The 21,024-nt window shown below is 68.1% G+C and carries 14 protein-coding genes; 10 read left to right on the forward strand and 4 right to left on the reverse strand.

Annotated elements, in window-relative coordinates:
* On the forward strand, nucleotides 1–528 hold a 528-nt coding region (locus A5624_RS05120; protein WP_156748829.1), incomplete at its 5' end, for an HNH endonuclease signature motif containing protein.
* A 117-nt stretch (nucleotides 529–645) separates the two neighbouring features.
* On the opposite strand, the gene A5624_RS05125 is transcribed toward A5624_RS05120, so the two are convergent.
* Entirely contained in the window at nucleotides 646–2,112 is a 1,467-nt protein-coding gene (locus A5624_RS05125) for an aldehyde dehydrogenase (protein WP_066862552.1), read from the reverse strand.
* 83 nt (nucleotides 2,113–2,195) lie between these two features.
* Between A5624_RS05125 and A5624_RS05130 the strand changes: the two genes are divergently transcribed.
* A complete protein-coding gene (locus A5624_RS05130; protein WP_066862555.1) occupies nucleotides 2,196–3,545 on the forward strand; it encodes a secreted hydrolase in 1,350 nt (449 codons plus the stop codon).
* Here the strand turns inward: A5624_RS05130 and A5624_RS05135 are convergent.
* Nucleotides 3,528–4,679, reverse strand: a complete 1,152-nt coding sequence (locus tag A5624_RS05135; protein ID WP_066862558.1) for an aromatic ring-hydroxylating dioxygenase subunit alpha — start codon at nucleotides 4,677–4,679, stop codon at nucleotides 3,528–3,530. The two genes, A5624_RS05130 and A5624_RS05135, sit on opposite strands and share 18 nt — an antisense overlap.
* 40 nt (nucleotides 4,680–4,719) lie before the next feature.
* Between A5624_RS05135 and A5624_RS05140 the strand changes: the two genes are divergently transcribed.
* The 5 genes from A5624_RS05140 (at nucleotide 4,720) to A5624_RS05160 (ending at nucleotide 17,972) form a co-directional block, all read left to right on the forward strand.
* A complete protein-coding gene (locus tag A5624_RS05140) occupies nucleotides 4,720–5,622 on the forward strand; it encodes a MerR family transcriptional regulator (protein WP_066862563.1) in 903 nt (300 codons plus the stop codon).
* 60 nt (nucleotides 5,623–5,682) lie between these two features.
* A complete protein-coding gene (locus A5624_RS05145) occupies nucleotides 5,683–6,405 on the forward strand; it encodes a DUF1906 domain-containing protein (RefSeq protein ID WP_066862566.1) in 723 nt (240 codons plus the stop codon).
* A 540-nt stretch (nucleotides 6,406–6,945) separates the two neighbouring features.
* Entirely contained in the window at nucleotides 6,946–16,212 is a 9,267-nt protein-coding gene (locus tag A5624_RS05150) for a type I polyketide synthase (RefSeq protein WP_066862569.1), read from the forward strand.
* 25 nt (nucleotides 16,213–16,237) lie between these two features.
* Nucleotides 16,238–16,636 carry a holo-ACP synthase gene (locus A5624_RS05155; RefSeq protein ID WP_066862574.1) on the forward strand — a complete coding sequence of 133 codons (399 nt, stop codon included), beginning with the start codon at nucleotides 16,238–16,240 and terminating at the stop codon, nucleotides 16,634–16,636.
* Nucleotides 16,637–16,646: 10 nt separating this feature from the next.
* Complete coding sequence (locus A5624_RS05160; protein ID WP_066862577.1) at nucleotides 16,647–17,972, forward strand: dipeptidase; 1,326 nt, start codon at nucleotides 16,647–16,649, stop codon at nucleotides 17,970–17,972.
* 75 nt (nucleotides 17,973–18,047) lie between these two features.
* Here A5624_RS05160 and A5624_RS05165 read toward each other — a convergent pair whose 3' ends face one another.
* Nucleotides 18,048–18,434 (reverse strand): hypothetical protein, encoded by a 387-nt coding sequence (locus A5624_RS05165; protein WP_066862580.1) that lies wholly within the window; start codon nucleotides 18,432–18,434, stop codon nucleotides 18,048–18,050.
* An 84-nt stretch (nucleotides 18,435–18,518) separates the two neighbouring features.
* Here A5624_RS05165 and A5624_RS29430 point away from each other — a divergent pair, with 84 nt between their 5' ends.
* Nucleotides 18,519–18,704: a hypothetical protein gene (locus A5624_RS29430; protein ID WP_066862583.1), complete on the forward strand. Its 186-nt coding sequence runs from the start codon at nucleotides 18,519–18,521 to the stop codon at nucleotides 18,702–18,704.
* A 31-nt stretch (nucleotides 18,705–18,735) separates the two neighbouring features.
* A complete protein-coding gene (locus A5624_RS05175; RefSeq protein WP_066862586.1) occupies nucleotides 18,736–20,100 on the forward strand; it encodes a cytochrome P450 in 1,365 nt (454 codons plus the stop codon).
* Between the two features lie 214 nt (nucleotides 20,101–20,314).
* On the opposite strand, the gene bcp is transcribed toward A5624_RS05175, so the two are convergent.
* Complete coding sequence (gene bcp / locus A5624_RS05180; protein ID WP_066862589.1) at nucleotides 20,315–20,788, reverse strand: thioredoxin-dependent thiol peroxidase; 474 nt, start codon at nucleotides 20,786–20,788, stop codon at nucleotides 20,315–20,317.
* 105 nt (nucleotides 20,789–20,893) lie between these two features.
* Between bcp and A5624_RS27225 the strand changes: the two genes are divergently transcribed.
* A partial coding sequence (locus A5624_RS27225) for a DUF3618 domain-containing protein (RefSeq protein ID WP_156748726.1) occupies nucleotides 20,894–21,024 on the forward strand: 131 nt, incomplete at its 3' end.

The raw sequence follows: 21,024 nt of genomic DNA on the forward strand, positions 1-21,024 counted from the left end.
CACCTCGACGTGGAAAAACCCACCGCGGCGCTGCATCTGGGTCCGCTGCTCTCCGATGCCGACCGCCGCTATCTCACCTGTGATGCCACGTGTGAAGTGTGGTTCGAACGCCGCGGCGAGGTCATCGGTGCCGGAAGGGCGACGCGGGTGATCAACCGGCGGCTGCGCCGCGCGCTGGAGTATCGCGACCGCACCTGTGTGGTGCCGGGTTGTGGTGCCACCCGCGGTCTGCACGCCCATCACCTGCGGCACTGGGAAGACGGCGGCCCCACCGAACTAGCCAACCTGGTGCTGGTCTGTCCCTACCATCACCGGTCACATCATCGCGGTGTCATCACCCTCAGCGGACCCGCACACGCACTCGTGGTCCGCGACGACGAAGGCCAAGTGCTCAGCCCGGGATCGCTGGCGCGCCCACCCACCGGGCCCCCACCTGCGGTGGCGCCGTGTCCGGGACCGATCGGCGAACGCGCCGACTGGTGGTGGTACACACCCTTCCAACCCCACCCACCACCGACAAACAACTAGGGACGACGGGTCACTACCGGCAAAGCTTTGAAGCTCAAAGATGTTGCGGCATCCAATAATCCGAACATGCCCGGCCGCCTACCGCGTCGTCCGTGCGGTGCCCGACACCCGCAAAACCTATAGCGGCGGCAGCTGCCCCTTGGCTATCAGCGTCTGCAGCTCGACGTACTCGTGCAGCCCCTCCGGCCCGAACTCGCGGCCGATGCCGGATTGCTTGAAGCCGCCGAAGGGTGCGCCGATGTCCAAGGTGTACATGTTGATGCCGTAGGTCCCGGTGCGGACCGCAGCCGCGACCTGCAGGCCATGCTCGATGTCGGCGGTCCACACCGAACCGGCCAACCCGTAATCGGTTTCGTTGGCGATGCGGATCGCGTCGTCCTCGTCGCGGTAGCGCAGCACGGTCAGCACCGGACCGAAAATCTCCTCCCGGGCGATGCGCATGTCGTTGGTGGCGTCGGCGAACAACGTCGGCTGCACGTACCAGCCGCGCTCGGACGGGCTCTGCTCGCCACCGAGCACGACGCGAGCGCCCTCGCTGCGGCCGGACTTGATGTAGTCCTGGACGCGGCGCTGTTGCCGTTGCGCGACAAGGGGTCCGATGTCCGTCGACTCGTCGGCCGGGTCGCCGACCTTGAGCGCCGACATCATGCCGGCCAGCGCGTCGACGACCTCGTCGTGCTTGCGGTCGCTGACCAGAATCCGGGTCTGCGCCACGCACGCCTGGCCGTTGTTCATCAGGCCCGCGGACTTCAGGCCGGCCACCGTCTTGTCAATGTCGGCGTCGTCGAGGATGATGGCCGCGGACTTGCCGCCCAGCTCCAAACTGACCCGCTTCAGCTGCTCGCCGCACAGCGCGGCGATCCGGCGCCCGACGGCGCTGGAACCGGTGAACGCGATCTTGTCCACGCCGGGATGGCGCACCAGCGCTTCACCGACATCCGGACCGCCGGGCAGCACCGACACCACGCCGTCGGGCAACCCGATCTGCTCGATCATCTCGGCCAACCACAAGGCGTCCAACGGGGTTTCGGGAGCGGGCTTGATGATGACCGTGCAGCCCGCGATCAGCGCCGGGATCAGCTTGGGCATGATCAGAAACTGCGGTACATTCCACGGCACGATCGCCCCGACCACTCCGACCGGAGCTCTGCGCAGGTGCACCTCGCCGAGCACGCCCTGGCGGCGTTCCTGCCACGGGAACTCGCGGGCGGCGGCCAGCGACAGGTGCATCAGCGCCGCCGCGGCCGCACCCTGGCCCATCCGGCTGAAGCTGCGCGGCGACCCCATCTCGTCGGTGATGAGATCGGCCATCTCGTCGGCGTGGGCGGCATAGATTCCGGCGAGCTGTTCGACCTTGGCCATCCGTTCGGCATGGCTCAGCCGTGGCCACGGACCGTGATCGAACGCGTGCCGTGCGGCGGCGACGGCCGCCTCGACGTCCTCGGGGCCGGCGACTTGGACGTGCCCGACCGGCTCCTCCGAGTGCGGCGAGATCACCGCGAGCTGCTGGGGATTGGCCGGCTTGCGCCACTGGCCCCCAATGAACACCTCGTTATAGGAGCGATGGCCGGAAGTCTCTGTCATCGGGGCACTTCCTCAGGGGATCGGACCGCGACCGCAATTTCGCTATTCACGCTAACATAGCGAAAAAAGCAGCGAGGCCCGATATGACCAGCGATTGGCGCAGTTACCCGTTTCAGTTGGTGCCCGGCGACGACCAGTTGGAGTTTCCCGCCGCGGAAGGCGAACATGCCGATCAGGAATCGGATACCTGGTTCATCGCCGGCCAGCTCGACGCCGCCGAGACCGATCGATCGTTTGCCTTCCTGACCATCTTCAACAAGAACCGGCCCGGGGGCACGGTGGTCGCGGACTTCTACACGCTGGCGCTGTTCGACCTCGACACCGGCGACTACGGCACCTTCACGGACTACGACATGCCGCCGGCCAATATGGAGCCGGGCGCCCAGCCCAAGCTGACGATGGCGTCGGGCCACCTCGACATCAACTATCACAGCGGCGCGGGTACCGCGTCGTGGACGACCAGTCGTAACGGCGATGGCGAACTGTTGCCCTACACGTACCGCGTGAGCCTGGTCGGAATGGATCAGTCCGGCCGGCCCATGCGACTGGATCTGGCCGTATCACCAACGCGCGCACCGACACCGGTGGGTGCGTCGACGTACAACGGAAAGATCGTCTGCTTCGGTCAAAGCGACACCTATTCCTATTTCCAGACCGGAATGGCGATGACCGGCACCTTGCGCTGGGGGGACGTGGTGGCGCAGGTGTCCGGCACCAGCGGGCACGTCGACAGGCAGTGGTTCCCGAAGTACGCCGGCGGAGGTGGATCCGGGGGAGACCCGCGGGCCAGGTCGCACGAATGGCGCACGATCAACTTCGACAACGGCGTCGACCTGAGCATCTGGCGCCAGTTCGACCGCACAGATGGCAATGCGCTGCAACCGTTTACCGGCATCACGACAAGCCACCCAGACCCCACGATCGCGCCGCAATGCGCCGAAGACATCGAGGTCACGGTCAGCAGCTACGTGCGATGGCCGGAGGCCATGCGACCGCTGGTGCGACCACTCGCCCCGGCGCGGTATATGCCGGATCGGCACCGGATCACCTGTCCCACACTGCAATTAGATCTCGTTGGCGAGCCGCTGGTGCCCGCCCCGGCGCACGGGCTGCCGATCGAATACATGGAAGGCCCCTACCGCTACCGTGGGACCATGTGGGGAGAACCGGTGACGGGCTTCGCGTTCAACGAACGCTCGCTGGCGCTATACCGGGATTGGGAACTCGTCGAGGTGCTGTCCACCACTGTCGCGAACCTGACACCGCCGGAGCCCCGACTGCAGAGGATGGTGGATCAGTTGGTACCCCTGGTCGCCGCCGGGCGCCGCAAGGACGCCGTTGAGCTGCTGTTCAGCTCGGCGCCCGTCGAAAACGACGCGCTGGCAAAGCTTCTCGACGATCTTATCGCGGTGCTGTCAGTCGACGGCGGCTGAGCGCAAAAGCGCGCGGGCCCACGTGATGTGCCGATGCTGCAAACCCGGCTCGTTGCGGCCGAACACCAGGTGATCGCGGACTCCGGACTCCAGATTGGCTTGCAGCCGCTCGACCAGCCGGTAGTCCTCGTCGCGCACGGTGGCATGTGCATATTCGAAGATGGCCTGAGCCCCGGCGGCCACCGCCTCGTCGGAGAGGTCCTGCGGAGTTGCGTTCTGGTGCACGGTGATTGACCTGCCGGGCCGGTCGCCGGGGTAGACGCGGAACAGCTCACCGTTGGCGATGGTCACCGACAGCACGATGTTGGGGAACAGCGCATAGATCACCACCATGTTGTGGAACGGATTCCACTGATCCTCCGGCAAGTCCTCGAGCTCGAGGATGGTGTTGAGCGGGAAGATCAACCGGTGGTGTGGCCCGTAGGAGTCGAACAGCGTGCAGTTGCTGCGCGCAACGGTGGCGAAGGTCTGTTGATGGACGGTGGCGAAATGGTAATTCTCGGCGAAGGTGTCGATGGCCAGTTTCCAGTTGATCGCGGAGTCCAGCACCTTCTCGCCCAGCGGCGACCAGCGCCCGATGCCCCAGGAGTCCAGTTCCTCGGCGAGCGGGCCCAGGTGTGCGGCCACATCCAATGTCGCCCCGGGATCCAGTGCCACCCAAAGGAATCCAGCGAACTCGGTGGCCGGGAGTTCGGTCAGGCCGTCGGACTTGACGGTCACTTCCGGGAACCCCTCACGTCCCGGAAGTGCCACCAAGTGCCCGGTGTTGTCGTACGTCCAGGCGTGGTAGGGGCAGGTGAACCGCTTGGCGATGCCGCATCCCGTCGCCACCTGTGACTGGCGGTGCAGACACACGTTGTCGAACGCCTTGACCGATCCCTCCGAGGTTCTGGTCAGCAGGATGGACCGCCCCATCACCGTCTTGGTGCAATACGCGCCGGGGACGGGAAGTTCCGAGACATAGCCGACCAGTTGAGGACTGGCGAGCAGCATGGCGCGATCCCGGTCGTGTCGCTCGATACCCGTGTAGTCCCGCGCGTCGATGGTGTGCTGGCCGGGTGCGAGGTCGGTCGTCTTGTCCCGCGCCAGTTTCAACGCGCGCCGGGTCAGGTCGATCAGCTGACCGTGTTGCATCCGACCAGTACAGACCTTGTAACAGTTGTAAGGTCAAGGAGTGGCTGAGCAGTTGCTGATCGGCGACGTCACGGCCTTGACCGGCATCGCTTCCGGCCGTATTCGCCATTACGAGAAAATTGGGCTGCTGCGCGCAGAACATCTGTCCAACGGCTACCGCGTTTTCGGCGTCGAGCAGGTTCTCGATTTGTTGCGCATCGACCTGATGCGAAGCCTCGGTGTCGGTATCAACGACATCGCCCGGCTGATGGAGGGCGGACACAGCACGCTGGCCGGCCTGCTCGACCAGCACCGTACGCTGCTGATCCAAGAACGTGAGCGGCTCGACCAACTGATCCGGGCCATCGACGAATCCTGCGCCGCCACCCAGTGTTCCGGCGCCGACCTCAACGAGCACATCCTGCACCGGTTGGCGACGACGCACCGCGACAGCATTGGCGTGATCGGGCGGCTCAGCGCGCCGCTGTCGGCGCCCGTCGCCGCGATGTACGCGGACCTGTTCGACGAGTGGGAGCTACCGGTTCCCGCCTTGTTCGGGCAAATGGTGCTGCCGAACGCGGCCAGCACGTTGCTGTCGCGACTGGCCGAGACGCCGGGCCACGAGGTGCTGTTCGGTCGGTTGCGCAACCTGGCCGCCGACGTGATTGCGCTGGGCGACGACGAGTCGGCGGCGGCGGAGCTTGCGCGCCGTTGGATCGACGAGCAGCTGACCGACCCGCTGCCCGACGACGTGGTCGGCGTGCTGCGGGGAGTGCAACCGCTCTTGGAGCACGACCCGGTGATCGTGCAGGGGTTCCGCGCCTGGGCGGCATCGATCAGCCCGGCGGCAGCGCTGTTCATCGAGGAGATCGCCCAGCAGACCGCTCGTCGCGGACTGGAGGCGGTGAGCGTCATCGTGCTGCCCGCGCCCCGATCCGTTCAAACGAACGATGCGGCACTGTGATGCACATGTGACTCGTGTGATCAATGTGTCACATGGGGTCTATGTCGTACCCTGTGGCTTGTGTCCTCCGTTTCGCGACGTGACCTGCTCAAATTCGCGGCCGCAACCCCCGCCCTGCTGGGCCTGGGCGCTGCGGGCGCAGCGCTGAGCGCCGCACCGGCGTCTGGCTCGCTGGGCACCCTGCTGGACTACGCGGCCGGCGTCATTCCGGCCAGCCAGATCAGGGCCGCGGGCGCGGTGGGGGCGATCCGGTATGTCTCGGACCGCCGCCCCGGCGGCAATTGGATGCTCGGCAAGCCGATCCAGGTCGCCGAAGCGCATGACCTCAACAGCAATGGGCTCAAAATCGTGTCCTGCTACCAGTACGGCAAGACCAGCACCGCGGACTGGCTGGGCGGTGCCAGCGCGGGTCTGCAGCACGCGCAGCGCGGGATGCAGCTGCACGCCGCGGCCGGTGGGCCCGCCAGCGCACCCATTTACGCCTCGATCGACGACGATCCCTCCTACGAGCAGTACAAGAGCCAGGTGGCGCCGTACCTGCGGTCGTGGGAGTCGGTGATCGGTCATCAGCGCACAGGCGTGTACGCCAATTCGAAAACGATCGACTGGGCGCTGCACGACGGATTGGGCTCTTACTTCTGGCAGCACAACTGGGGTTCACCCAAGGGGTACGCTCACCCGGCGGCCAACCTGCACCAGGTTGAAATCGACAAACGCAGCGTCGGCGGCGTCGGCGTGGACATCAACGAGATCCTCAAGCCCCAATTCGGGCAGTGGGCCTAGTCTCCGATCCCGCCGTCCGGCCCGGCCCGGACGCCGACTCTTAAAGTTTCCAGCAAACACTCGTTCGCTCGTTTTCCCGACGGGTGCGCGCGGCCATCGGCCGTCCGATGCCGCCGAGGGCGCCGCGACGGCACTCCGCGGCGCAAAATTTTTATGTAACGATTCGATAACAAGACTGCTTTGATCTGCGCAGTTGTAGCTACTCGACCGTAACCACCTGCACGCAGCGGGTTTGTGAATCGGGTCCGCGCCGTAGGTGAAACCGCGTGTTACCCAGGACACGGTTACCCATGCGTAGAACTCACCAGTAACCAATCAGCACGCGAAACAAGCGCCGATCCTTATGACACTCTTAGTACAGCCGATGGAGTCCGTCGCGCCGCCGTGCACCACTCGGGCGGTCCGCCGACAACACACCGGCCAGCCGTTTCCCGGCTAGTGATTCGACGCTGAACCACGCCGCATCGACGCCAAGCCCGCCAGGCGGTGGTGATCGCCAGACGACGAGACCTAAAGACGCATACAGGGGAGACAGACAAGGTGACGATCCACGAGCACGACCGGGTGTCCGCTGACCGCGACGGCCAAGGCAAGGCCCCACACGCCGGGGACACCCACGCCCTTGTCGACCGCCTGACGGCCGGCGAGCCCTACGCGGTCGCATTCGGTGGCCAGGGCAGCGCGTGGCTGGAGACCCTCGAAGAGCTGGTGTCGTCGGCCGGTATCGAGTCCGACCTGGCAACGCTGGTCGGCGAGGTGAACCTGGTCCTCGAGCCGGTGGCCAAGGAGCTCGTCGTGGTCCGCCCGATCGGCTTCGAGCCGCTGACCTGGGTGCGTGCCCTGGCGGCCGAAGATCCGGTCCCCTCGGACAAGCACCTGACCTCGGCCGCGGTGTCGATACCGGGCGTGCTGCTCACCCAGATCGCGGCCGTGCGCGCGCTGGCGCGCCAAGGGATGGACCTCAAGGCGATGCCCCCGGTGGCCGTGGCCGGACATTCCCAGGGCGTGCTCGCCGTCGAGGCGCTCAAGGCCGGGGGCGCGCGCGACGTCGAGCTGCTGGCGTTGGCCCAGCTGATCGGCGCGGCCGGGACCCTGGTGGCCCGCCGGCGCGGCATCTCGGTCCTCGGCGACCGCCCGCCGATGGTGTCGGTCACCAACGCCGATCCCGACCGCATCGGCCGGCTGCTCGACGAGTTCGCGCAGGACGTGCGCACCGTTCTGCCGCCCGTCCTGTCCATCCGCAACGGCCGCCGTTCGGTCGTCATCACCGGCACCCCGGAACAGTTGTCCCGCTTCGAGCTGTACTGCCAGCAGATCTCGGAGAAGGAAGAGGCCGACCGGAAGAACAAGCTGCGCGGCGGTGACGTCTTCGCGCCGGTCTTCGATCCGGTGCAGGTCGAGGTGGGCTTCCACACGCCCCGGCTGGCCGACGGCATCGACATCGTCGGCGGCTGGGCCGAGAAGGTCGGCCTGGACGTCGAGCTGGCCCGCCAGCTCACCGAGTCGATCCTGGTGCGTCCGGTCGACTGGGTGGAGGAGATCACCCGGGTCAACGACGCGGGCGCTCGCTGGATTCTTGACCTGGGCCCCGGCGACATCCTGACCCGGTTGACCGCGCCGGTGATCCGCGGCCTGGGCGTGGGCATCGTGCCGGCCGCCACCCGCGGTGGTCAGCGCAACCTGTTCACCGTCGGCGCCGTCCCCGAGGTGGCGCGGGCGTGGTCGAGCTACGCCCCGACGCTGGTTCGCCTGCCCGACGGGCGGGTCAAGCTCTCGACGAAATTCACCCGGCTGACCGGCCGCTCGCCGATCCTGCTGGCCGGCATGACCCCGACCACCGTGGACGCCAAGATCGTGGCTGCCGCGGCCAACGCCGGGCACTGGGCCGAGCTGGCCGGTGGCGGACAGGTCACCGAGGAGATCTTCGCCGACCGCGTCGAGCAGCTGGCCGGGCTGCTCGAGGACGGCCGCACCTACCAGTTCAACGCGCTGTTCCTGGACCCGTACCTGTGGAAGTTGCAGGTCGGCGGCAAGCGGCTGGTGCAAAAGGCGCGCCAGTCCGGCGCGGCCATCGACGGCCTGGTCATCAGCGCCGGCATCCCGGATCTGGAGGAGGCCGTCGAGCTGATCGAGGAGCTCGGCGAGGTCGGCATCAGTCACGTCGTCTTCAAGCCCGGCACCGTCGAGCAGATCCGCTCGGTGATCCGCATCGCGACCGAGGTGTCCACCAAGCCGGTGATCGCGCACATCGAGGGCGGGCGCGCCGGTGGTCACCACTCCTGGGAAGACCTCGACGACCTGCTGTTGGCGACCTACTCGGAATTGCGGTCGCGCCCCAACATCACCGTCTGCGTCGGCGGCGGCATCGGCACGCCCGAGCGGGCGGCCGAATACCTGTCCGGGCGCTGGGCGCAGGCGTACGGCTTCCCGCTGATGCCCATCGACGGCATCCTGGTCGGCACCGCGGCGATGGCCGCCAAGGAGGCGACCACCTCGCCGTCGGTCAAGCGCATGCTGGTCGAAACCCAGGGCACCGACCAGTGGATCGGCGCCGGGAAAGCCTCGGGCGGAATGGCATCCAGCCGCAGCCAGCTCGGCGCGGACATCCACGAGATCGACAACAGCGCCTCGCGGTGCGGCCGGCTGCTCGACGAGGTCGCCGGTGACGCGGACGCCGTCGCGGAGCGTCGCGACGAGATCATCGCCGCGATGGCCAACACCGCCAAGCCGTACTTCGGCGATGTCGGTGAGATGACCTACCTGCAATGGCTGCAGCGCTACGTCGAATTGGCCATCGGCGACGGCGATTCCACCGCCGACACCGCCTCGCCGGGCAGCCCGTGGCTGGCCGACACCTGGCGCGACCGTTTCCAGCAGATGCTGCAACGCGCCGAGGCGCGGTTGGCCCCACAGGATTTCGGCCCCATCGAGACGCTGTACAACGACGAGGCCCTGCTGGAGAACCCCGGGGCGGCGATTGACCTGCTGCTCGACCGCTACCCCGACGCCGAGACGGTCCAGCTGCACCCGGCCGACGTGCCGTTCTTCGTCACCCTGTGCAAGACGCCGGGCAAGCCGGTCAACTTCGTGCCGGTGATCGACAAGGACGTGCGGCGTTGGTGGCGCAGCGACTCGCTCTGGCAGGCGCACGACGCCCGCTACGACGCCGACCAGGTCTGCATCATCCCGGGCACCGCGGCCGTCGCCGGCATCACCCGGATGGACGAGCCCATCGGTGAGCTACTGGACCGCTTCGAGCAGGCGGCCATCGACGAGGCGCTCGCCGCCGGACTGGAGCCCAAGGCCGTCACGTCACGCCGCACCGGTCGCGCCGATGTCACCGGGCCGCTGGCGGTCGTGCTGGACGCCCCCGACGTCCAGTGGGCCGGCCGCACCGCGACCAACCCGGTGCATCGCATCGCCGAACCCGCCGAGTGGCTGGTGCACGACGGACCCGAGAGCCGTCGCGCCACCCATTCGTCCACCGGGGCGCGGCTGCAGGTCGAAGGCGACCGCGTCGTCCTCAGTGTGCCCGTCTCGGGCACCTGGATCGACATCCCATTCACGTTGCCGCCCAACACCGTTGACGGTGCCACCCCGGTGGTCTCCACCGAGGACGCCGCCACGGCCATGCGGGCGGTGCTGGCCATCGCGGCCGGCGTCGACGGCCCGGACTTCTTGCCCGCGGTCACCGACGGCACGGCCACCGTCACCGTCGACTGGGACCCCGAGCGGGTCGCCGACCACACCGGTGTCACGGCCACCTTCGGAGAACCGTTGGCGCCCAGCCTCACCACCGTGCCCGACGCGCTCGTCGGGCCATGCTGGCCGGCCGTCTTCTCGGCGATCGGCTCGGCCGTCACCGATGCCGGCGTCCCGGTCGTCGAGGGCCTGCTGAGCCTGGTGCACCTGGATCACGCCGCCCACATGGTTGGCAGCCTGCCGAAGGTCCGGTCCCAATTGACCATCGCCGCAACGGCTTCGGCGGCCATCGACACGGACATGGGACGCGTGGTCCCCGTCTCGGTGACCATCGCCGACACCGACGGTCAGGTGATCGCCACCCTTGCCGAGCGTTTCGCCATCCTGGGCCGCACCGGCGCCGCCGAACTGGCTGACCCGACCCGCGCCGGTGGTGCGGTCTCGCCGAACGCGACCGACACCCCACGTCGACGCCGCCGCGACGTCTCCATCACCGCTCCGGTCGACATGCGTCCGTTCGCGGTGGTCTCCGGTGACCACAACCCCATTCACACCGACCGGGCCGCCGCGCTGCTGGCCGGCCTGGAATCGCCGATCGTGCACGGCATGTGGCTGTCGGCCGCCGCCCAGCACGCGGTGACCGCCACCGATGGCCAGGCCCGCCCGCCGGCGCGGCTGATCGGCTGGACCGCCCGCTTCCTGGGCATGGTGCGCCCCGGCGACGAGGTCGCGTTCCGCGTCGACCGCGTCGGAATCGACCAGGGCGCCGAGGTTTTGGAGGTCGCCGCCAAGGTCGGATCGGATCTGGTGATGTCGGCGACGGCCCGCCTGGCGGCCCCGCACACCGTCTACGCCTTCCCCGGCCAGGGCATTCAGCACAAGGGCATGGGCATGGACGTGCGGGCCCGGTCCAAGGCCGCCCGCAAGGTGTGGGACAAGGCCGACAAGTTCACCCGCGAGACCCTCGGCTTCTCGGTGCTGCACGTGGTCCGGGACAACCCGACCAGCATCATCGCCAGCGGTGTGCACTACAACCACCCCGAGGGCGTGCTGTACCTGACGCAGTTCACCCAGGTCGCGATGGCCACGGTGGCCGCCGCGCAGGTCGCCGAGATGCGCGAGCAGGGCGCCTTCGTGGAGGGCGCGATCGCCTGCGGCCACTCCGTCGGTGAGTACACCGCGCTGGCCTGCGTGACGGGCATCTACGAGCTGGAAGCCTTGCTGGAGACCGTGTTTCATCGCGGCTCGAAGATGCACGACATCGTCCCGCGCGACGAGCTGGGCCGGTCCAACTACCGGCTGGCGGCGATCCGGCCGTCGCAGATCGACCTGCCCGACGACGAGGTGCCGGGTTTTGTCGCGGAAATCGCCGAGCGCACGGGCGAGTTCCTGGAGATCGTCAACTTCAACCTGCGCGGTTCCCAGTACGCGATCGCCGGCACGGTGCGCGGCCTGGAAGCGCTCGAGGAAGAGGTGGAGCGGCGCCGCGAGATCACCGGCGGCAAGCGCTCATTCATCTTGGTGCCCGGCATCGACGTGCCCTTCCACTCGCGCGTGCTGCGGGTCGGTGTGGCGGAGTTCCGGCGGTCACTGGACCGGGTCATGCCGCGCGACAAGGATCCCGACGTCATCATCGGCCGGTACATCCCGAACCTGGTGCCGCGTCCGTTCACCCTGGACCGCGACTTCATCCAGGAGATCCGCGACCTGGTGCCGGCCGAGCCGCTCGACCCGATCCTCGCCGACTACGACACCTGGCTCGCCGAGCGCCGCATCGAGATGGCCCGCATCGTCGTGATCGAGCTGCTGGCATGGCAATTCGCCAGCCCGGTGCGCTGGATCGAAACCCAGGACCTGCTGTTCACCGAGGAGGCCGCCGGCGGTCTCGGCGTGGAGCGGTTCGTCGAGATCGGGGTGAAGTCCGCGCCGACCGTCGCGGGCCTGGCCACCAACACCCTCAAGCTGCCCGAATACGCCCACAGCACAGTCGAAGTGCTCAACGCCGAGCGTGACGCGGCGGTGCTGTTCGCCACCGACACCGACCCCGAGCCAGAACCCGAGGACGAGCCGGCGGCGGATGATTCCGCCGCATCCGCGGCGGAGTCGGCGCCCCTGCCTAATGTCGCCCCCGCCGTCGCTCCGGCTGGCGCCGGAGCGACGTCGGGCGCTCGGCCGGACGACATCGGGTTCGATGCCGCCGACGCCACGCTGGCGCTGATCGCGCTGTCGGCCAAGATGCGCATCGACCAGATCGAGGAGCTGGACTCGATCGAATCGATCACCGACGGCGCGTCGTCGCGACGCAACCAGCTGCTGGTGGACCTGGGCTCGGAGCTGAACCTGGGCGCCATCGACGGCGCCGCCGAAGCCGACCTGGCCGGGCTGCGCGCGCAGGTCACCAAGCTGGCTCGCACCTACAAGCCTTACGGCCCAGTGCTTTCCGATGCCATCAACGATCAGTTGCGCACGGTGCTGGGGCCCTCGGGTAAGCGGCCCGCCGCCATCGCCGAGCGGGTCAAGAAGACCTGGGAGCTCGGCGAGGGTTGGGCCAAGCACGTCACCGTGGAGGTCGCGCTGGGAACCCGCGAGGGCACCAGTGTCCGGGGTGGCGCCATGGGCCACCTGCACGAGGGTGCACTGGCCGACGCCGCCTCCGTCGACAAGGTGATCGACGCCGCGGTGGCATCCGTCGCCGCGCGGCGCGGTATCGCGGTGGCGCTGCCATCTTCGGGCGGTGGCGGCGGCGGTGCGACCATCGACGCCGCCGCGCTGGGCGAATTCACCGAGCAGATCACCGGCCGCGACGGCGTGCTGGCCTCGGCGGCGCGCCTGGTGCTCAACCAGCTGGGCCTCGACGACCCGGTCAGCGCGTCGGCTAGCCTGTCCAAGGCCACCGACGCCGAGCTCATCGACCTGGTGACCGCCGAACTCGGCGCCGACTGGCCGCGGCTGGTGGCACCGGTGTTCGATCCGAAGAAGGCCGTGCTGTTCGACGACCGGTGGGCCAGCGCGCGCGAGGACCTGGTCAAGCTGTGGCTGACCGACGAGGGCGACATCGATGCCCGGTGGGTGGAATTGTCCGAAAGGTTCGAGGGCGCAGGCCATGTCGTGGCCACCCAGGCCACCTGGTGGCAGGGCAAGGCCCTGTCCGCGGGTCGTCAGATCCACGCGTCGTTGTACGGCCGCATCGCGGCCGGGGCCGAGAACCCGGATCAGGGCCCGTACAGCAGCGAGGTCGCCGTGGTGACGGGCGCGTCCAAGGGTTCGATCGCCGCATCGGTCGTCGGGCGCTTGCTCGACGGCGGAGCCACCGTCGTCGCCACCACGTCCAAGCTCGACGACGAGCGGCTGGCGTTCTACCGCGGGCTCTACCGCGACCACGCCCGGTATGGCGCGGCGCTGTGGGTGGTGGCCGCCAACATGGCGTCCTACTCCGACATCGACGCGCTGGTCGAATGGGTGGGCACCGAGCAGACCGAAAGCCTTGGGCCGCAGTCGATTCACATCAAGGACGCGCAGACCCCGACGCTGCTGTTCCCGTTCGCCGCACCGCGGGTCGCCGGCGACCTGTCCGAGGCCGGCTCTCGCTCCGAGATGGAGATGAAGGTGCTGCTGTGGGCGGTGCAGCGCCTCATCGGTGGGCTGTCGAAGATCGGCGCCGAGCGCGACATCGCGTCCCGGCTGCACGTCGTGCTGCCGGGCTCACCGAACCGCGGAATGTTCGGCGGCGATGGCGCTTACGGCGAGGCCAAGTCGGCGCTGGACGCCTTGGTGAGTCGTTGGCACGCCGAGTCGTCCTGGGCGGCCCGGGTCAGCCTGGCGCACGCACTGATCGGGTGGACCCGCGGCACCGGGCTGATGGGCCACAACGACGCGATCGTGGACGCGGTCGAGGAGGCCGGCGTCACCACCTACTCGACCGACGAGATGGCGGCAATGCTGCTGTCCCTCTGCGACGTCGAGTCGAAGGTGGCCGCGGCGGGTGCGCCGATCAAGGCGGACCTGACCGGTGGGTTGGGCGAGGCCAACCTCGACATGGCCGAGCTGGCCGCCAAGGCCCGGGAGCAGGCCACGTCGGCATCGGACGACGCGGCCGACGAGGCCGCCGCCGAGGGCACCATCGCCGCGCTGCCGTCGCCGCCGCGTGGCTTCACCCCGGCGCCGCCTCCGGAATGGGCGGACCTCGACGTCGACCCGGCCGACCTGGTGGTCATCGTCGGTGGCGCGGAGCTCGGGCCCTACGGCTCGTCGCGGACCCGCTTCGAGATGGAGGTCGACAACGAGCTGTCGGCGGCCGGCGTCCTGGAGCTGGCCTGGACCACCGGCCTGATCCGTTGGGAGGACGACCCCCAACCCGGTTGGTACGACACGCAATCCGGTGACCTGGTCGACGAGTCCGAGTTGGTCGAGCGCTATCACGACGCCGTCGTGGAGCGTTGCGGCATCCGGGAATTCGTCGACGACGGCGCGATCGACCCCGATCACGCCTCGCCGCTGCTGGTGTCGGTGTTCCTGGACAAGGACTTCGCGTTCGTGGTGTCCTCGGAGGCCGACGCGCGCGCGTTCGTCGAGTTCGATCCCGAACACACGATCATCCGGCCGGTGCCCGACTCCAGCGACTGGCAGGTGATCCGCAAGGCGGGCACCGAGATTCGGGTGCCGCGCAAGACCAAGCTGTCGCGGACCGTCGGCGCGCAGATTCCCACCGGGTTCGACCCGACCGTCTTCGGCATCAGCCAGGACATGGCCAGCTCCACCGACCGGGTGGCGCTGTGGAACATCGTCGCGACCGTCGACGCGTTCCTGTCCTCGGGATTCACCCCGGCCGAGCTGATGCGGTGGGTGCACCCGGGCCTGGTGGCCAGCACGCAGGGCACCGGCATGGGCGGCATGACGTCGATGCAGACGATGTATCACGGCAACCTGCTCGGCCGGAACAAGCCAAACGACATCCTGCAAGAAGTTCTGCCGAATGTCGTTGCCGCACACGTCATTCAGAGTTACGTAGGCAGCTACGGCGCGATGATCCACCCGGTTGGCGCCTGCGCGACCGCGGCGGTGTCGGTCGAGGAGGGCGTCGACAAGATCCGGCTCGGCAAGGCCGAGCTGGTGGTCGCCGGTGGATTCGACGACCTGACGCTGGAAGCCATCATCGGCTTCGGTGACATGGCGGCCACCGCCGACACCTCCATGATGCGCGGCCGCGGCATCCACGACTCGAAGTTCTCCCGGCCCAACGATCGTCGCCGGCTGGGATTCCTCGAGGCGCAGGGCGGTGGCACCATCCTGCTGGCGCGCGGCGACCTGGCGCTGAAGATGGGTCTGCCGGTGCTGGCCGTGGTGGCCTACGCGCAGTCGTTCGCCGACGGCGTGCACACCTCGATCCCTGCGCCGGGGCTGGGCGCGCTGGGCGCCGGTCGCGGCGGGAAGGATTCGGCGCTGGCGCGGTCGCTGGCCAAGCTCGGGGTGGGCGCCGACGACATCGCGGTGATTTCCAAGCACGACACGTCGACGTTGGCCAACGATCCCAACGAGACCGAACTGCACGAGCGGCTCGCCGATTCGCTCGGCCGGTCCGAGGGTGCTCCGCTGTTCGTGGTGTCGCAGAAGAGCCTCACCGGGCACGCCAAGGGCGGCGCGGCGGTCTTCCAGATGATGGGCCTGTGCCAGATACTGCGCGACGGGGTGATCCCACCGAACCGCAGCCTGGACTGCGTCGACGACGAACTGGCCGGCTCGGCCCACTTCGTGTGGGTGCGCGAGACCCTGCGGCTGGGGGAGAAGTTCCCGCTCAAGGCGGGGTTGCTGACCAGCCTTGGGTTCGGCCATGTTTCGGGTTTGGTTGCGCTCGTGCATCCGCAGGCGTTCGTCGCCGCGCTCGACCCGCAGCAGCGTGCGGACTACCAGCGGCGCGCGGACGCCCGCCTGCTGGCCGGTCAGCGGCGGCTGGCGTCGGCGATCGCCGGTGGCGCGCCGATGTACGAGCGGCCGCCGAACCGTCGCTTCGACCATGACGAGTCGGAAAAGCGTCAGGAGGCCGCGATGCTGCTGAACCCGGATTCGCGCCTGGGTGACGGCGACGCCTACCGGGTCTCTGCCGGATGACGTCGGTCCGTTAGCCTGGCGACCCATGGGAATTGTCGGTGTGGGGATCGATCTCGTCTCCATCCCTGATTTCGCCGAGCAGGTCGACCAGCCGGGAACCGTTTTCTCCGAGACGTTCACCCCGGGTGAGCGCCGCGACGCCTCGGACAAGAGTTCGTCGGCGGCGCGTCACCTGGCGGCCCGTTGGGCGGCGAAGGAGGCGGTGATCAAGGCGTGGTCGGGATCGCGGTTCGCCCAGCGCCCGGTGCTTCCGGAGGACATCCACCGCGATATCGAGGTGGTCACCGACATGTGGGGCCGCCCGCGGGTTCGGCTGAGCGGCGACATCGCCAAACACCTGGCCGACGTGACGATTCACGTCTCGCTGACGCACGAAGGGGATACCGCCGCCGCGGTGGCGATCCTGGAGACGACGTCCGACTAGCCTCGGTCCCATGAGCGATCTGGTTGAGCGCGTCCGCGCGGTGCTGCCGTCGGTGCGGCGCGATCTGGAAGACCTGGTGCGCATCGAATCGGTGTGGGCCGACCCCGGCCGCCGCGACGAGGTGCATCGCAGCGCGCAGGCCGTCGCGGATCTATTGGCGCAGGCCGGTTTCGGCGATGTGCAGATCGTCAGCGAAGGGGGAGCGCCGGCCGTCATCGCGCACCATCCTGCGCCCGACGGCGCGCCGACCGTTCTCCTGTACGCACACCACGACGTGCAGCCCGAAGGCGACCGCGGCCAATGGCTCTCGCCGCCCTTCGAGCCCACCGAGCGCGACGGTCGGCTCTACGGCCGTGGCAGCGCCGATGACAAGGCCGGCATAGCAACACATTTGGCGGCATTTCGGGCGCACGGCGGGCAGCCGCCGGTGGGCGTGACGGTGTTCGTCGAGGGCGAAGAGGAATCCGGGTCGCCGTCGTTGGGCCGGCTGCTGGCCGCGCACCGCGATGCGCTGGCCGCCGACGTGATCGTCATCGCCGACTCGGACAACTGGAGCACCGAAATCCCGGCGCTGACGGTCACGCTGCGCGGCCTGGTGGACTGCGTGGTCGAGGTGGCCACCCTCGACCACGGCCTGCACTCCGGCATTTGGGGCGGCGTGGTGCCCGACGCGCTCAGCGCCCTGGTGCGGCTGCTGGCTACTCTGCACGACGACGACGGGAACGTGGCCGTCGCCGGGCTGCACGAAAGCACCGCCGCCCCAGTCGATTACCCGCCCGAGCGGGTACGCGCCGACTCCGGGTTGCTGGACGGCGTGTCCGAAATCGGCTCGGGCTCGGCGCCGCAGCGGCTGTGGGCCAAGCCCGCGATCACCGTGATCGGCATCGACACCACCCCCATCGACAAGGCGTCCAACACCCTGATCCCGCGGGCGCGGGCCAAGATCAGCATGCGCGTCGCGCCGGGTGGGGACGCCGCGGCGCACCTGGACGCATTGACCGCCCACCTGCAGCGGCACGCGCCGTGGGGCGCGCACGTCAGCGTCACCCGCGGTGACATCGGCGAGCCCTACGCCGTCGACGCGACCGGCAGCGTCTACGACGCCGCCCGCCAGGCGTTCCGGCAGGCATGGGGGACCGACCCGATCGACATGGGCATGGGCGGGTCGATCCCGTTCATCGCCGAGTTCGCCGAGGCCTTCCCGCGGGCCAAGATCCTGGTGACCGGCGTGGAGGACCCCGCGACGCAGGCCCACAGCATCAACGAGAGCCTGCACTTGGGCGTGCTGGAACGCGCCGCGATCGCCGAGGCGCTGCTGCTGGCCAACCTGGGCTAGAGGGACGAGTCGCGGCGAACTGCGCGACGTGTCTGGTCGTCTCCCCGCCGACAGCCATTGTCGTGGCACACCTGCTCAGGCCGCGGCAGCCAGCGTCCGCGCGTAATTCACTTGCTGGGTAACACTTATGATCGCTTGCGGTCCACCCGCCGGAAGCAGTGTCGAGTGGAAGAACCCGCTGCCTTGAACGGTGACCTGGATATAGCCCACGTACTTGCGTTCCTTCATCAGTAGGAAAAGCAGTCCCAGCAGGCAGAACCAGACGAAGATGATGCAGAGGACAACGCCTGTGGTGGAGATTCCCTCCGAGTAGTGCGACATGTCGGTCACGGTCCACACCGTGCCCTTTATCGGGTGCGTACCGGTTGGCGTCGCTACCCAGTGCGGCGAGAACGAGATGTCGCCGATGGTCGCCAGCCAACGCTCGGGTTCGCTGGCTTGGTACCCAACTGGTTGCCCCACGGACCGATTAAAACACTGACTCGTCGCTGCTAAGAGGCGAATCGGCCGCCGCCTTCCCCCAACCGAAGACCATTCGTCACCGACGTGGAGGACCTCGCAGCGCGGCCGCAGAGCATCAACGAGAGCCTGCACCGGGGCGTGCTGGAACGCGCGGCGATCGCCACGAGGCGCTGCTGCTGGCCACCTGGGCTGGGGCAACTGCGGCTGCCCGCGAAACTGGCCCCCCGAATGCTGAACGAGAACGACGGTCTCGTCGCATACTGCTTCTAGCCGCAGCCACTCGTCCGCAGGAGACGCCACCGTGAGTACGGAAAACACCCTGACCGGAGACGCCCGCAAGATCAACCGTTACCACTTCGATCGCCACACCCCCGAGTACCGCGAGCGGTTCACAGCGATCACCGAGGAGATGCACGCCAAGTGCCCGCTGGCGTGGACCGACACCTACGACGGGCATTGGGTGGCCGCGGGCAACCGGGAGGTCTTCGAACTCGCGCGCTGCCCGCACGTGTCCAACGACCACGACGTCACGGGCGAAGGCACCGGCTACAAGGGCATCACGATTCCGACGCTGCCGCAGGGCACCGGTGTCCGTGGCGGCATGCTCGAGATGGACGAACCCGAGCACTCCGCCTATCGCAGCATCCTCAACCCCTACCTGTCGCCGGCGGCCGTCAAGCGCTGGAAGCCGTTCGTCGACGAGATCGTGCGGGCCAGCATCGACGAGAAGATCGAAGCCGGGCGGATCGACTTCGTCGACGATCTCGCGAACGTCGTGCCCGCGGTCCTGACCCTGGCGATGATGGGCGTTCCGCTGAAGAAATGGCAGCTGTATTGCGAGCCGGCGCACGCCAATGTCTACACGCCCGCCGATTCACCGGACGCCCCAAGGGTTTTGGAGCAGACGATGGCGATGGGGGCGGACCTTTTCAACCACCTCCTCGAGATCCGTGAGAACCCGCGGCCCGGCATTGTGGACGCGTTGGCGAGGCTGAAGATCGACGGCGAACCCGCCCCCGACGCCGAACTGCTCGGAATGCTGGGCCTGATCATCGGCGGCGGTTTTGACACGACGACGGCGCTGACCGCGCACGCGCTCGAATGGCTGGGCGAAAATCCCGAGCAGCGCGAGCTGCTGAGGCAGGAATCGGAAACGCTGCTCGACTCGGCGACCGAAGAATTTTTGCGATACTTCACGCCCGCTCCCGGCGACGGCCGCACGATCGCAGCCGATCTCGAAATAGCGGGCACGCGGTTCAAGGAGGGTGATCGCCTGTGGCTGTCCTGGGCGATGGCCAACCGTGATCCCGCGGTGTTCCCCGATCCGAACCGCCTAGACCTGAGCCGAAAGAACAACCGGCACTTCAGCTTCGGGCTCGGCATCCATCGCTGCATCGGCTCCAACGTCGCGCGGGTGGTGTTCAAGTCGATGCTCATGGCGGTGCTCGACCGGATGCCCGACTACCGCTGCGACCCCGAGGGAACCGTGCACTATCCGACGATCGGCGTGATCCAGGGCATGCAGCACCTGCCGGCCACCTTCACGCCCGGCAAGCGGCTCGGACCGGGGATAGACGAAACGCTCCACAAACTGCAGCGCGTTTGCGACGAACAGGGGATCGCGCGGCCCATCACCGAGTACCACGAGGCCGCCGTCATCGGTTGATCGTCGGTAAGCGGAAAGGTCGCGTGTGCGTACAGCCGCCCTCCTAGGAAGGCAGGCCATGAGGGGTAAGAGGATCTTGATTGCGGTGCTGCTGGCGTTCGCCGTCTCAACAACGTCGGTGAGCTGCCTTCCCTACTGCCCCATGAAGGGTGGCCCATCCGTCACCTGCTAGGCAACGATTGCCCGTTGCGCTCGACGACATCGCATCTTCGAACTAGACGGACAGGTCGCGCCTGAGCTTGGCGACGTGGCCGGTCGCCTTCACGTTGTACTGCGCGACGGTGATCTTGCCCTTCTCGTCGACCACAAAGGTGGAACGAATCACGCCGGTGACCGTCTTGCCGTACATCTGCTTCTCGCCGTACGCGCCATAGGCGCTCAGGACCTTGCGGTCGGGATCGGACAGCAGCGGGAACGTCAGCTTCTCGGTGTCGCGGAACTTGGCCAGCTTCTCCGGCTTGTCGGGGGAGATGCCGATGACGTCGAGGCCGGCTTCGTTGAGCTCGGCCAGGCTGTCGCGAAAGTCGCACGCCTGCTTGGTGCATCCGGGCGTCGAGGCGGCCGGGTAGAAGTACACGACGACGCGTCGGCCTTTGTAGTCGGCCAGCGATACCTTGTTGCCGTCGGCGTCGGACAGGCTGAAGGAGGGCGCTTTGTCGCCCGGTGCAAGCCGCGTGGTCTCGGTCAAGGTGGGGGCCCTTTCTGTTCACCGGAGCGTCGGGGTTACCGCCAGCTGATCTAGGGTAGTTCGGGCAGGTGCATGAGCCGGATAGTGGGCGACTTGGAGGACACAGTGGCGGACCGGGACCCCGAAGCCATCAAGCAGGACATCGACGTCGCCCGGGACCAGCTGGCGGCCACCGTCGACTCGCTTGCCGAGCGGGCCAATCCTCGGCGCCTGGCCGACGACCTCAAGGTCCGGGT

This window comes from Mycobacterium sp. 1482292.6, assembly GCF_001672995.1.
GTDB lineage: Bacteria > Actinomycetota > Actinomycetes > Mycobacteriales > Mycobacteriaceae > Mycobacterium > Mycobacterium europaeum_A.

Bases quoted from the DNA above. Each gene is read 5' to 3' on its own strand.
- A5624_RS05125 (WP_066862552.1), bottom strand. From the start codon at position 2,112: ATGACAGAGACTTCCGGCCATCGCTCCTATAACGAGGTGTTCATTGGG.
- A5624_RS05130 (WP_066862555.1), top strand. From the start codon at position 2,196: ATGACCAGCGATTGGCGCAGTTACCCGTTTCAGTTGGTGCCCGGCGAC.
- A5624_RS05135 (WP_066862558.1), bottom strand. From the start codon at position 4,679: ATGCAACACGGTCAGCTGATCGACCTGACCCGGCGCGCGTTGAAACTG.
- A5624_RS05155 (WP_066862574.1), top strand. From the start codon at position 16,238: ATGGGAATTGTCGGTGTGGGGATCGATCTCGTCTCCATCCCTGATTTC.
- A5624_RS05160 (WP_066862577.1), top strand. From the start codon at position 16,647: ATGAGCGATCTGGTTGAGCGCGTCCGCGCGGTGCTGCCGTCGGTGCGG.